A 12,133-nucleotide genomic window follows, 5' to 3' on the forward strand; every position below is an offset into this window, starting at 1 on the left:
AACAATCCGAAAAGAGGGGTCGAAGATGCGCGCCTTACACCATTTTGAGGGGTTCCGCGCAAGCCGCGAAACCCTGCTTTCCCGCTAGAGGTGCAGCCAGCGCAGCAGACCCATCCCCACGAGCCCGACGAAGATCAGATAGATCGCGACGATGTAATTCAGGAGCCGCGGCATGATCAGGATCAGGACGCCTGCGATCAGAGCCACGATAGCAGGCAGATGCCCAGCGGTGATGGTCATTGAAGTTTTCTCCGGGGGTTTCTTGGAAGAGCGAATCGAGCGGCAGTTTATCCGCTGAGGGGGTTCCCACATCAAGACGCCCGCACGGCCTGAGAGTTCCCGCAACTCACGAAAATTGCTCCAAATTGCCGCGTATATGGCGGCGGTTTTCCGGAACATCACCGCAGCCGATGCATTGGCTCGCCGTGCGCATCGGCGAAGGCTGGCGCGCACCGAAAAAGAATGGAGCGAGCCATGCGAAACAGAATACTTGCCGTTGCAGCGGTTGCTGCTGCGATCACGGTGCCGGCTGTTGCCGCACAGGCCCAGACCGTTGGCGTCGTCCGCGGTGGCCCGCCGGTTGCAGTCGATGATGACGAGGGCATTGCTGTCGAGCAGCGTCCGGCCTTCCGTGAGTACATCGTACGCGAGCGCGTGCCGAACTACACGGTTCCGGATCGCATCGTGGTCGGCACCGTGCTGCCGGACGCCGGCGTGACCACTTACGACGTGCCGCAGCGGTTCGGCGCGACGCCCTATCGTTACACCGTCGTGAACGGTGAGACCGTTCTGGTCGAGCCGCGTTCGCGACGGATCGTTCAGGTGGTCGACTAGATCAACGTCAGCACGATCGCCTGAACGACAGTCCGGGCGCCGCGCAAGCGGATGTGCGCGAGGATCGACCGGACCAGAAAGCCCCGTCCGGTCTCCCCTCCGGGCGGGGCTCTTCCGTTCTAAAGCATGATGTCATGTTGAATCGGTGTTGCGGCGGACTGGCTCACCTCTCCCGCTTGCGGGGGAGGTCGCCTCGCATCGAAGATGCGATGATGCGGATGGGGGCTCTCTCCGCGATGTGACTCGCGGAGAGAGCCCCCACCCCCACCCTCCCCCGCAAGCGGGAGAGGGAGCGAACCGCCTTCGCGGTGCTATTCGATCTAATCTTATCTCGTCTCGATCTACGACTTCAGGATCGAGAGCAACGTCGAGGTCGACTTGTAGCTCTTGATCGCTGCGTCTTGGAAATCCTGCGTCCAGTTGGCCGCCTGGCGCTCCTCGGCGCTCATCGAGGAGTATTGCTTGAGGATGCCGAGGCTGAACTGGCGCGGATCGCCGGCGGTCTGGCTCTGCTTCAGCGCGTCGAGCACGGCGAGACGCGTCCGCGTGTTGAGTTCCTGCTTGGCCACGAAGATCTCCTCGGTGGAGAACTTCTTGTCCTGGTTCAGCGAGATCGCCGAGAGCGAGCGGTTGTCGAGCGAGGACAGGTCGGCGAGCTGTCCGGTCTTGCGGCGGGAATCGTAGACCAGCTCCTTGCCGCTCTTCGCCGCCTCGCCCTTCTGCCGATCGAGGAAGGCGCGCACGTCGCTGGCGATGCTGCTGATGTCGCGCGTGGTGCTCTTCGTGGGAGGCGCCGTCCCCGCCAGCGCGGCCGCGACCGGATCGCCGGAAATTCCCGATGGCGCCGTGTTGGGATCCTGCTGCGTCGCCTGAACACCCTTCAGCACCGCGGCGCGCTGGCTGGCCCAGGTTGCGGTGGCCTTCTCCTCATCGCTCGCGCCATCGAGATAATCGAGCGCGGCCTTGTAGCTGACGCTGTAGTCGCCGGTCAGGCGCGTGGTCGCCAGCGACGGTTCCAACGCCTTGTCGAAGCGCCGCTTCAGTTCGGTGGCGGCAACCGCCTGCTCGTCCGGCGTGAACTTGCCGCCATTGTTGGTCGAGATCGCAAACAGCGAGCGACGGTCCAGCGTCGAGAGATCGATGGTGGTCTTGCCGTCGACGATTGGTGCCTTGACGCCGGCGACCGTGTAGAGCCGGTCGAGCGTGATGCGTGCATCGCTGGTGACGGTGGCAAAATCCGGCAGCGGCGCCTTGGCGAGCCGCGCGCGGGCGGCGTCCGACAGCGTGAGGTTGGTTGCGGCGTTGGACGTCGAGGACGCCGACAGATCGCCGGCGGTGCCGTCGCCCGACAAGGTCGCCGCCAGCGAGGGCGTCGCTGCTGCCCGCGCATAGGCCGAACCATATTGGGCGTAGGGATTGGGCGTGGTGCCGATCGAGGTCATCGGGCGGTCCCTGCATTGGCGCGAGGGGCGATGTCTTAAGAAATCGTTGCTTCGTCAGGACCTTCGCAGGGCATGGTTAACAAATTGCAAATTGTGTCGAAATATTTCAGGAGGCCGGATCAGTCCCGTCTTCGCGCGATGATGCGGTGAATAACCTTGCCGGACGAGGCGCTGACGACCTCGGCATCAAGCAGCAATTCGGCCGCCGCCAGTTCGGTCCGCACCAAGGCCGTATCGAACGCCACGTAGAGCCGGCCGTGCCCATCGCGCGCATCGTCGCCTGCGGTGACGCGCCAACTCAGATAGAGCACGCCGCCGGGCTTCACGAGTTCGAGCATGCGGCGCACCGATGGCACGATCAGCGCGTGATCGAGATGCATGATCACGGTCTCGCACAGCACATTGTCAAAGCTGCCGGCGGCGATGCCGGACAGGTCAGGCAGCTCGGCGCGCGCAAAGCGCAACGTCGGATAGCGAGCACGGGCCTCCGTGAGCAGGCCCTCAGAGGCGTCATAGCCTTCGGCCGGAAAGCCGTGGGCATTCAGCCAAGCCACCTCGCGGCCGCTGCCGCAGCCGATATCGGCGGTCGCGCCGCCCTTGATGAAGAAACGCGTGACGATGTCGTGCAGATCGACCGGGGCCGGCTGGTCGTGCCAGTCCTGCGCAAACGCCGCCGCATCCTTGTCGTAAGCGGCGAGCGTCGCGCGGTCCATCGATCAGCCCTCGATCCGGGAGAAATCCGCCACCGCGCGCGTCGCGGCACGGATCTCGTTGAGCAGCTTCAGGCGGTTTTCGCGCACCTTCGGATCGTCGTCATTGACCTTGACCTTGTCGAAGAACGCATCGACCGCCGGGCGCAGCTTCGCCATCGCGCTCATCGCGGCGGCGAAGTCTTCCTTGGCGACGGCGGCGGAGGCCTCGGCCTTCACCTGGTCGATCGCCACAGCCAGCGCCTTCTCTTCGTCGAGCCTGTAGAGCGCGGCGTCTGGCGCGCCATCGAAGGTCCGCTTGTCCTTCTTCTCCTCGATGCTGAGGATGTTGCCGGCGCGTTTGGTGCCCGCGAGCAGATTCTTGCCGTCGTCGCTGTCGAGGAATTTGCCGAGCGCCTCGACGCGTCGAACGACGAGCAAGAGATCGTCCTGGCCGCCGAGCGAGAACACCGCATCGACGAGATCGTGCCGCGCGCCCTGGTCGCGGAGCTGGACCTTCAGGCGGTCGGCGAAGAAGGCAAGCAGATCTTTCGGCAGTGTTTCGGCATCGGCCTTGACCGACAGTCCGACCAACGCGGATTTGGCCGTCCTCAGGATCGGCAGGCGCAGCGTGTTCTCGACGATCAGCCTGATCGCGCCGAGCGCCGCCCGGCGCAGCGCGAACGGGTCCTTCGAACCCGTCGGCTTCTCATCGATCGCCCAGAATCCCGCGAGCGTATCCATCTTATCCGCCAGCGCCACCGCGACGCTGACCGGATCGGTCGGCACCCGATCGGTCGGCCCCTGCGGCTTCCAATGTTCCTCGCTCGCGGCAGCGACGGAGGCGTCCTCGCCCTGCGCCAGCGCGTAATACTTGCCCATCAGGCCCTGCAACTCGGGGAATTCGCCGACGACTTCGGTCAGCAAATCCGCCTTGGCGAGGCGGGCGGCGCGCCTGGTCTTCTCGACATCGGCGCCGACCAGCGGCGCGATCTCGGCGGCGAGCCGCTCGATGCGCTTGATCCGTTCCGCCTGGGTGCCGAGCTTCTCATGGAACACGATCTGCTCGAACTTCGGCAGCCGGTCCTCGAGCTTGGTCTTCAGATCGGTCTCGTAGAAGAACTTCGCGTCCGACAGCCGCGGACGGATCACGCGCTCATTGCCGGCGACGATGGTCTTGCCGCCGTCGGGCGCCTCGATGTTGGCGGTCAGCACGAACTTGTTGGTCAGCTTGCCCGTCTTAGGGTCCCTGACCACGAAGCACTTCTGGTTGTTGCGGATGGTGGCGCGGATCACCTCATCCGGGATCGACAGGTATTGCTCCTCGAACGATCCCATCATCACGACCGGCCATTCGACGAGGCCCGAGACCTCGTCGAGCAGCACCTGATCCTCGACCAGTTCGAGGCCCTGCGCGAAGGCCAGCTGCTTGGCGTCGGTCAGGATCGTATCCTTGCGGCGGTCGGGGTCGAGCACGACCTTGGCGTCGAGCAGCTTGGCCTCGTAATCCTCGAAGCGGCGCACCGAAATCGGACCCGGCGCCATGAAGCGATGGCCATAGGTGGTCTGCCCGGCCTCGATGCCGTCGACGGAGAACTTGACGATGTCAGGCTCCTCGGTCTCCAGACCGAAGGTCGCGGTGATGGCGTGCAGCGGGCGCACCCAGGTGAGCGAGCCTGATTTGGCCGAGCGCGCGCCCCAGCGCATCGATTTCGGCCAGGGGAAGGTGCGGATGATCACCGGCAGCATTTCCGCGATCACGTCGATCGCGGCGCGGCCGGGCTTTTCGATCAGCGCGATGTAGAAGTCGCCCTTCTTGTCGTGCTGGATCTTTGCCTCGCTGATTGAGGACAGGCCCGTGGCCTTCAAAAATCCCTGGATCGTGGGCTCGGGCCCGCCGACGCGCGGGCCGCGGCGCTCGTCCTTCAAATCGGGCTGGCGCGCGGGAATGCCGTGCACGGTCAGCGCAAGGCGGCGCGGGGTCGCGAACGCCTTGGCGCCCTCATAGACGAGGCCTTCGGCGACGAGCTTGTCAGTCACCATGCGGCGCAGATCGTCCGCCGCCTTGGCCTGCATGCGGGCGGGAATTTCTTCGGAGAACAGTTCGAGGAGAAGATCGGGCATCAGATCGCCCTGCCCGTTTCAGTGTGGATCCATGCCTCGCCACAGGCCTTCGCCAGATCGCGCACGCGGGCGATGTAGCTCTGCCGCTCGGTCACCGAGATGACGCCGCGGGCGTCGAGCAGGTTGAACACGTGGCTCGCCTTGATGCACTGGTCGTAGGCCGGCAAGGCCATCAGATGTTCCTTACTGTTGCCACCCTCGCGCCAGCCGGCGGCGAGATATTTGCGGCAGGCCTCTTCCGCCATCCTGAATTGCTCGAACAGCATCGCGGTGTCGGCAACTTCGAAATTGTGCCGCGAATATTCCTGCTCGGCCTGCAGGAAGACGTCGCCATAGGTCACCTTCTCGGCGCCCTCGCGGCCGTTGAAGTTGAGATCGTAGACGCGGTCGACGCCCTGCACATACATCGCGAGCCGCTCGAGCCCGTAGGTGAGTTCGCCCGCGACCGGTGCGCATTCGACGCCGGCGACCTGCTGGAAGTAGGTGAACTGCGACACCTCCATGCCGTCGCACCAGCATTCCCAGCCGAGGCCCCAGGCGCCGAGCGTCGGGCTTTCCCAGTCGTCCTCGACGAAGCGGATGTCGTGGACGGCGGCGTCGATCCCGATCGCGGCCAGCGACTTCAGGTACAGGTCCTGAAGATTCGCCGGCGACGGCTTCATGATCACCTGGAACTGGTAGTAGTGCTGCAGGCGGTTGGGGTTTTCGCCGTAGCGGCCGTCCTTCGGCCGCCGCGAGGGCTGCACATAGGCCGCGCTCCAGGGCTTTGGCCCCAGCGCACGCAGCGTGGTCGCGGGATGGAAGGTGCCGGCGCCCATTTCCATGTCGTAGGGCTGCAGGATGACGCAACCCTGCTCGGCCCAGAACCGCTGAAGGGCCAGGATGAAGCCCTGGAACGAACGTTCCGGGCGCATGTGGTCAGGCAGGGCGTCCATCGTTGGAATCGATCTCGCGAGGGGGTGTGAGGCGCGCGGGACCGTATCGGCGGCAGCCAATGGAATCAAGGCGATGCCGGAAATCCGGCACCGCCATTTTGCGGATTCTAGAGCTGGTTAGCCCGGGCGATAGGCCCCGGTCACGGGGTCGCGGCGCAGGGTCTTGATTTCGCCCGCGCGGGTGGCCTCGGCCACACGGGACAATCGCGCCTCTTCGAGTTCCTGGTTGATCCGGACGGCCGTCTTGTACGCCCAGCGGACCACGGCCAGGCTTCCCAAGACGCCTGCGAATGCAATCAGCGGCGGCATCGGTCGATCCTTGTCGTTCACGTCTGTCAGGCCCCCAATGACAGGCATTCTCGCGCAAGGCGGCCTGCGCCGCAATCGCGGTTTTGGGACTAAATGGCGCGCTCACATCCCTGTGTTCACAGCCCGAATCTGGCCCAAATTGCACGGGTTTCCAGCGCCGAGATCACCTCGTCCGGCAGCGCGGCCAGCCCATCCAGCGCCGCCATCGACCCCGCCCCCGGCGCCCGCCGGCCCAGCAGGCCGGACAGCAAGCCGCTGGCCGGCGCAATCACCGGGGTCAGCACCTTGTCGCCATAGCGGGCCCGCAGCGTGGAGCGGATGTCGCCGATGCCATCGGCGAGCCCGAGACCGATCGCGGTATCGCCGGCCCAGTATTCGCCGGTGAACAGCACGTCGTCGGCGCCGTTGAGGCGGCCGCCGCGGCTCTGCTTCACCAGCGCGATGAAGATCGCATGGATCTCGCGCTGGATCGCCTTCAGCCGGGCGACGTCGTCGGGGTTCTCGGGAAGGAAGGGGTCGAGCATCGCCTTGTGGTTGCCCGCCGTATAGAGCCGGCGCTCGACCCCGATCTTCTTGATCAGCCCCTCCAGGCCAAAGCTGCCGCCGACGACGCCGATCGAGCCGAGGATCGAGGACGGGTCGCAATAGATCTCATCGCCCGCGCAGGCGATCATGTAGCCGCCGGAGGCCGCGACATCCTCGACGAACACCAGCACCGGGAGCTTCTTCTCGGCGGCGAGTTGCCGGATGCGCAAATAAATCTGCCGCGACTGCACCGGCGATCCGCCCGGCGAATTGATCACCAGCGCCACCGCCTTGGCATTCCGCGTGCCAAAGGCGCGCTCCAGCATCTTGGCGACGCCGGAGAGTGTCATGCCGGGCCGCAACGGCGTCACCGCGCCGATCACGCCTGCCAGCCGCACCACCGGCACGACGGCCGCGCCGCGCCTGAAGCGCGCCGGCAATACTGCCTGCACGCGTTCGAGCAGTCCCGAACGTCCAGCGTGATCACTTATTTGTTCACTCATGCCGTTACCTCGAATTAACCACTTTTTATCACGCCACTGTCATTGGAATCCGTGGAACGCGTTTTGCATTTTGTCATTGGGGCTGCAATGCGCGGGCGGAGAGGGACTCATGAAAATCTATCTGCTGATTTTGCTGATCGGTACACTCCTGGCGGCGATCCACTTCACGTCCACGCCGGACCGCCAGTCGGAAACGGCTTCGCAGTGATTTAGTGCCTCTGACGACGTGGGCAGCGCCCTGCCCGCTAGCGCCGCGCCAGCGGCAATTCCCCCTTCCCAGCCAACACCTCCTGCACCCATTTATTGGGCACGCCTGACTCTTCATTGAGCAGCAGTGCGGCATGCAGCCGCGTCGGTGCCCGGCCGCCCTTGGTCGCCCGCACCAGGATTCGGATCGCTGGCGACGTCCCGTCGCCGTGAACCGGCAGGATCTCGAGACTGCCAAAACCGCGGTCCAGCGCGGCCAGCACCTCGGCAATGCCGTCGGCCCGCCAGATCAGCGCAAGCTGCCCGTTCGACTTGAGAATCCGCCGCGCCGCGTGAACCCAGCCGGCCAGCGTGGTCGCGGTCGCGACATGGGCGCGCTCGCGCACACCGTCCGGCGAGGCGCGGTGCCGCGACGGATCGTTGAACGGCGGGTTCATCAGCACGACGTCAGCGCTATCGGGCCCGAGGCCGGAATCATCGAAGGCCGCGGCGCCGGCTTCGACATCAAGCACGATCACCTCCGCCATGATCGCGTTGGTGCCGGCATTATTCCGCGCAAGCTCGGCCAGGGCCGGGTCGATTTCGACCAGAACGAGATCGATCCCCCTCACCCGCCGCGCCACCGCCAGTCCGGCCGCGCCGACACCGGCGCCGAGATCGACGACGCGGTCACCGGGGCGTGCCGGCGTCGCCGCGGCGAGCAGGATCGCGTCATGGCCGGCGCGGTGGCCGCTGCGGGGTTGCCGCAGGCGCAATTGGCCGCCGAGAAATCCGTCTTCGGTGATCCCGGCGGCCGGAGACTCCTTTTTTGACGCGTTTTCTTCACGCGAACCGGGGTCCACTTCGCTTGAAAACGCTCTAGTCATCGGCCCGCAATTCGTGGCCGAGGCCGGCATCGGTCAGGAGCTGGCGGGCCTCGTGGTTGTCGTCCTCATGCACCAGGATCCGCCGCGGCAGCACGCCGAGCGAGCCCTCGATGATGCTCATGTTCTGGTCCAGCACCAGATGGTGGATGTTAGCGCTGTCGAGCAGCGCGCCGATGGCGGAGACCAGCACCATGTCATTGGTCCGTACCAATTCCCGCAAAATACGCTCTCCTGTCGCCCCGCCTGTGCGGCACTTGCGCCACATGTCAATAACTTGATGGCCTTGCCGCTGCACCGCGCAGTTTCTATTGTTATAGCTGAGCATAGTGCGTATTCGGCAAAATTGGAGACCAGCGTGGCGGTTATTGTACCCTTCGAAAGCCCGTCCAATGCTTCGATCGACGGGCTGGTGGGACTTGTCGCCGCCGACATGGAGCGCGTCAACGCGACGATCCTTTCGCGGACCGGCTCCGAGGTCACCATGATCCCCGAGGTCGCCAACCACCTGATCTCCTCCGGGGGCAAGCGGTTGCGCCCGATGCTGACGCTGGCGATGGCCCAGCTCGCCGACTATTCCGGCGACGGCCATATCAAGCTCGCCGCCGCGGTCGAGTTCATGCACACCGCGACCCTGCTGCATGACGACGTGGTCGACGAGAGCGAGTTGCGCCGCGGCAAATTGTCCGCGCGGATGCTGTGGGGCAACGAGGCCAGCGTGCTGGTCGGCGACTTCCTGCTCGGCCAGGCGTTCCGGATGATGGTCGAGGTCGGCTCGCTGCGCGCGCTCGACATCCTCTCCGCCGCCGCCGCCACCATCGCCGAGGGCGAGGTGATGCAGCTTGCCGCCGCCAAGAACACCGCGACCACCGAGGACGAATATCTCGCCGTGATCCGCGGCAAGACGGCGGAGCTGTTTGCCGCGGCCTGCGAGGTCGGCCCCGTGATCGCCAACCGTCCGAAGGCCGAGCAGACCGCGTGCCGCTCGGTCGGCATGAATCTCGGCATCGCCTTCCAGCTCGTCGACGACGTGCTCGACTATGGCGGCAAATCCGCAAAACTCGGCAAGAATGTCGGCGACGATTTCCGCGAGGGCAAGATCACGCTCCCGGTGGTGCTCGCCTTCCGCCGTGGCAACGACACCGAGCGCAAGTTCTGGATCCGCGCGCTCGAGCGCGGCGAGATCGGATCCGCCGACCTCGACCACGCGATCGGGCTGATGACCAAGCACCGCGCCCTCGAAGACACCATCAGCCGCGCCCAGCACTACGGCGCGATGGCCGTCGACGCGCTGGCGCTGTTCCCGCCCTCGCCGATGAAGACGGCGCTGGAAGAGGTCGTCGCGTTCTGCCTGGCGCGCTCGCATTGATCTTGGCACTCGCGAGCAACAAGACGGTGTCGTCCCTGCGAAAGCACTAGGGCATGCACATATCTCTGAGGCTCCATCCTGCTGCGACGGCCAGGAAGTATTCGAGGCCATTTTTGAAGGTGATGGGGCCTGGAGGTTTAGACGACGGGTAGCCGTCCCAACCGCCAAGGCGGCCGATGATCCAGGCTGCCCAGGTGAGGCTGTCGGGCGGATGTGGGTTTTTCAGTCGCTTGCTCCTGGCCTCGAGTTGCCGGTTGAGGGCGGCAAGCGCGTTGATCTCGTTGTCGTTGAAGGCAACGCGAATGGGCTGCTGACCGCCATCGCGCGCTTGCAGAAGCTGGATGGTGATGACGGCTGCCTTGGCGGCGATAGCGACCAGTTTGAGGAGACGATCGGCGGTTCCGATCTGGCTGTCTTCGAGCTTGAGGCCTTGCGTCTTCAGGACGCGGAAGAACTGCTCGATGATCCAGCGCTGCTTGTACCATTCGACGATACGCCAGGCGTCGTCGACGGTGGCGATCTCGTGAGAGGTGATCAGACGCCAGTGCAGCGGCTCTGCGCCGGGCCCGGCATTGATCTCGCACACGTCGACCACCGCCAGCGGCAAGCTTTTCGGCAAATGGCGCAGGAACTTGCTCTGCGGGCGGGCAAGCTCGATTGCGCCAAAGCGGAGTTCGAGATGGGCCTGACGTGCCGGTCGCGCCGCGCGCGCAGGCAGTTGGATCGCCCTCCGATCCACCACAGGCATGGCGTCGGTGGCCTCATACAGGCCGGTGCGGTCGGCAAGCTTGCGATCATGCATGCTGCGCGCGATGACATGGAAGTGCTGCTCGGCCGAGCTGGCATAAAGGGCAAAGATATCGCTCTCGCGATCACCGAGGACCGTCACCGTTCCGGCAGCGGTGAGCAGCGGCTTGGCCGCAATGGCGGTGGATATCCAGCGTTGCGATTCCTTGTCAGACAAGTCACGTGCGTCATGCGTCGTGGTGCGACGCCCCTGGCGCGTCCATACCTGCCCACTCAAAAGTCCAAGACAGCTGCCATCGTCGGCATCCACGGCCAGCAGCGGATGCAGCAGCACGCCGTGGTTATTGCCCTTGCCGATTTCGCCGAGCCCGCGCCGGCGTTGCGGCGTGGTGTTGAAGTGGATCTCGCTGGTGTCCTGGATCGCCAGCACATGGCGGCCCTCTACCGCGGCAACCGTGCTGTCGCCCCAGCTTTCGATGATCCGCTCCGCCGTCACCTTGTCGTGGCCGAGAAAGCGGTTGAACCGCACCTCCAGCGCACGATCACCCCTGGAAAGCCGCCGCAGGCAGACCGTCTTGCCCGCAACCATGCGTTCGACGAGCGCCGCCCCCCTTTATCGAGACGACGATCCCCGAACCGTCCTAACGTCCAGTCAATTCGTAACAACACCCGACACCCCCGTCCAACCTGGAGCGTCGCAATAGAAATCACACGGATCGCCGATTCTGGAATCCCCTGTCTCCATCCCGAGTCAATCCGCCGCACCAAATACGTGCATGCTCTAGGTGGTGTGGACACTTACCGCAGCCAGAGAATGATGGCTGCGAGGGTGACGACCGCCCGATAATTTCGAGCGGTCTTTTCGAAGCGGGTTGCGACACGGCGGAATTGCTTGAGCTTTGAGAAGCAGCATTCCACGAGATGGCGCTGGGCATAGAGATGCTTGTCGAGCGGATATTTGAGCGCGCGTGACGGGTTGTTGGGGATGACGGCAAGCGCGCCTTTGGCAGCGATGGCTTGGCGCAAGTGATCGGCGTCATAGGCCGTATCGCCCATGACGACCTCGGCAGGCAATCCCTCGATCAACGCGGCGGCTTGCGGTGCATCGCCCTTCTGGCCTGCGGTGAGGGTGAACCGCACGGGGCATCCCAACCCCCGAACGGCCAGATGGATCTTCGTGCTCAGACCACCGCGCGAGCGGCCGAGCGCCTGATCTTCAGACCCCCTTTTTTGGCCCCGGCAGCGTGCTGGTGGGCGCGGACGATGGTGGAATCGACGATCAGATATTCGAAGTCCGGATCATCAGACATCGCCTCAAAAATCCGCCACCAGACGCCTTTGGCACTCCATCGACTGAAGCGCCGGAACACGCTGTTCCAATCTCCGAACGCTTCCGGAAGATCACGCCAGGGAGAGCCCGTACGCACGATCCACAGCACCCCTTCCACGAACATCCGATTGTCGCGGCCGGTCGAACCCTTCTGGTCCGGCCGGCCTATGATCAACGGCGCCATCCGCTCCCACGCCGCGTCGTTCAAAACCAAACGATCCATCACGCCCAAGACTGCCTCCCCAAAAGCAGTCTT

13 protein-coding genes are annotated in these 12,133 nt (G+C 64.7%); 2 read left to right on the forward strand and 11 right to left on the reverse strand.

The window, feature by feature from the left end:
* Positions 1-84: 84 nt before the first annotated feature.
* Entirely contained in the window at positions 85-240 is a 156-nt protein-coding gene (locus tag XI02_RS32405; RefSeq protein WP_016844375.1) for a DUF3096 domain-containing protein, read from the reverse strand.
* 234 nt (positions 241-474) lie between these two features.
* Between XI02_RS32405 and XI02_RS32410 the strand changes: the two genes are divergently transcribed.
* On the forward strand, positions 475-834 hold the full coding sequence (locus XI02_RS32410; RefSeq protein WP_026193153.1) for a DUF1236 domain-containing protein: 360 nt from the start codon (positions 475-477) through the stop codon (positions 832-834).
* A gap of 341 nt (positions 835-1,175) precedes the next feature.
* Here XI02_RS32410 and XI02_RS32415 read toward each other — a convergent pair whose 3' ends face one another.
* The 8 genes from XI02_RS32415 to XI02_RS32450 all read right to left on the reverse strand — a co-directional run bounded on the left by XI02_RS32415 (position 1,176) and on the right by XI02_RS32450 (position 8,654).
* The gene (locus XI02_RS32415) at positions 1,176-2,276 is read right to left on the reverse strand and encodes a hypothetical protein (protein ID WP_172647385.1); all 1,101 of its coding nucleotides are present in this window, start codon (positions 2,274-2,276) and stop codon (positions 1,176-1,178) included.
* A gap of 119 nt (positions 2,277-2,395) precedes the next feature.
* Positions 2,396-2,989 carry a bifunctional 2-polyprenyl-6-hydroxyphenol methylase/3-demethylubiquinol 3-O-methyltransferase UbiG gene (locus XI02_RS32420; RefSeq protein WP_172647384.1) on the reverse strand — a complete coding sequence of 198 codons (594 nt, stop codon included), beginning with the start codon at positions 2,987-2,989 and terminating at the stop codon, positions 2,396-2,398.
* A 3-nt stretch (positions 2,990-2,992) separates the two neighbouring features.
* The gene (glyS, locus tag XI02_RS32425) at positions 2,993-5,089 is read right to left on the reverse strand and encodes a glycine--tRNA ligase subunit beta (protein WP_172647383.1); all 2,097 of its coding nucleotides are present in this window, start codon (positions 5,087-5,089) and stop codon (positions 2,993-2,995) included.
* On the reverse strand, positions 5,089-6,024 hold the full coding sequence (locus XI02_RS32430; RefSeq protein ID WP_172647382.1) for a glycine--tRNA ligase subunit alpha: 936 nt from the start codon (positions 6,022-6,024) through the stop codon (positions 5,089-5,091). Before XI02_RS32430 ends, glyS begins: the two co-directional genes overlap by 1 nt.
* Positions 6,025-6,141: 117 nt before the next feature.
* Positions 6,142-6,333 (reverse strand): hypothetical protein, encoded by a 192-nt coding sequence (locus XI02_RS32435; RefSeq protein ID WP_026193154.1) that lies wholly within the window; start codon positions 6,331-6,333, stop codon positions 6,142-6,144.
* A 116-nt stretch (positions 6,334-6,449) separates the two neighbouring features.
* Entirely contained in the window at positions 6,450-7,361 is a 912-nt protein-coding gene (locus tag XI02_RS32440; protein WP_172647381.1) for a S49 family peptidase, read from the reverse strand.
* Between the two features lie 245 nt (positions 7,362-7,606).
* A complete protein-coding gene (locus XI02_RS32445) occupies positions 7,607-8,434 on the reverse strand; it encodes a tRNA1(Val) (adenine(37)-N6)-methyltransferase (protein WP_080586147.1) in 828 nt (275 codons plus the stop codon).
* Positions 8,427-8,654 carry a DUF2007 domain-containing protein gene (locus XI02_RS32450; protein WP_026193157.1) on the reverse strand — a complete coding sequence of 76 codons (228 nt, stop codon included), beginning with the start codon at positions 8,652-8,654 and terminating at the stop codon, positions 8,427-8,429. The genes XI02_RS32445 and XI02_RS32450 overlap by 8 nt, the downstream gene beginning before the upstream one ends.
* A 135-nt stretch (positions 8,655-8,789) precedes the next feature.
* On the opposite strand from XI02_RS32450, the gene XI02_RS32455 reads away from it, so the two are divergent.
* A complete protein-coding gene (locus XI02_RS32455) occupies positions 8,790-9,800 on the forward strand; it encodes a polyprenyl synthetase family protein (protein WP_026193158.1) in 1,011 nt (336 codons plus the stop codon).
* A gap of 46 nt (positions 9,801-9,846) precedes the next feature.
* On the opposite strand, the gene XI02_RS32460 is transcribed toward XI02_RS32455, so the two are convergent.
* Both XI02_RS32460 and XI02_RS32465 read right to left on the reverse strand, forming a co-directional pair.
* Positions 9,847-11,136, reverse strand: a complete 1,290-nt coding sequence (locus XI02_RS32460; protein ID WP_018269112.1) for an IS4 family transposase — start codon at positions 11,134-11,136, stop codon at positions 9,847-9,849.
* Positions 11,137-11,345: 209 nt separating this feature from the next.
* A protein-coding gene (locus tag XI02_RS32465; protein WP_085967191.1) for an IS5 family transposase occupies positions 11,346-12,109 on the reverse strand; the annotation gives its coding sequence in 2 pieces (ribosomal slippage) (positions 11,346-11,771 and positions 11,774-12,109; 762 coding nt in all).
* Between the last annotated feature and the right edge of the window lie 24 nt (positions 12,110-12,133).

Source organism: Bradyrhizobium sp. CCBAU 21365, assembly GCF_015291305.1.
GTDB lineage: Bacteria > Pseudomonadota > Alphaproteobacteria > Rhizobiales > Xanthobacteraceae > Bradyrhizobium > Bradyrhizobium elkanii.

Excerpts from the sequence above, each read along its gene's own strand:
- XI02_RS32420 (WP_172647384.1), bottom strand. The coding sequence starts at position 2,989 with ATGGACCGCGCGACGCTCGCCGCTTACGACAAGGATGCGGCGGCGTTT.
- XI02_RS32445 (WP_080586147.1), bottom strand. The coding sequence starts at position 8,434 with ATGACTAGAGCGTTTTCAAGCGAAGTGGACCCCGGTTCGCGTGAAGAA.
- XI02_RS32410 (WP_026193153.1), top strand. The coding sequence starts at position 475 with ATGCGAAACAGAATACTTGCCGTTGCAGCGGTTGCTGCTGCGATCACG.
- XI02_RS32435 (WP_026193154.1), bottom strand. The coding sequence starts at position 6,333 with ATGCCGCCGCTGATTGCATTCGCAGGCGTCTTGGGAAGCCTGGCCGTG.
- XI02_RS32430 (WP_172647382.1), bottom strand. The coding sequence starts at position 6,024 with ATGGACGCCCTGCCTGACCACATGCGCCCGGAACGTTCGTTCCAGGGC.
- glyS (WP_172647383.1), bottom strand. The coding sequence starts at position 5,089 with ATGCCCGATCTTCTCCTCGAACTGTTCTCCGAAGAAATTCCCGCCCGC.
- XI02_RS32405 (WP_016844375.1), bottom strand. The coding sequence starts at position 240 with ATGACCATCACCGCTGGGCATCTGCCTGCTATCGTGGCTCTGATCGCA.
- XI02_RS32440 (WP_172647381.1), bottom strand. The coding sequence starts at position 7,361 with ATGAGTGAACAAATAAGTGATCACGCTGGACGTTCGGGACTGCTCGAA.
- XI02_RS32460 (WP_018269112.1), bottom strand. The coding sequence starts at position 11,136 with ATGGTTGCGGGCAAGACGGTCTGCCTGCGGCGGCTTTCCAGGGGTGAT.
- XI02_RS32415 (WP_172647385.1), bottom strand. The coding sequence starts at position 2,276 with ATGACCTCGATCGGCACCACGCCCAATCCCTACGCCCAATATGGTTCG.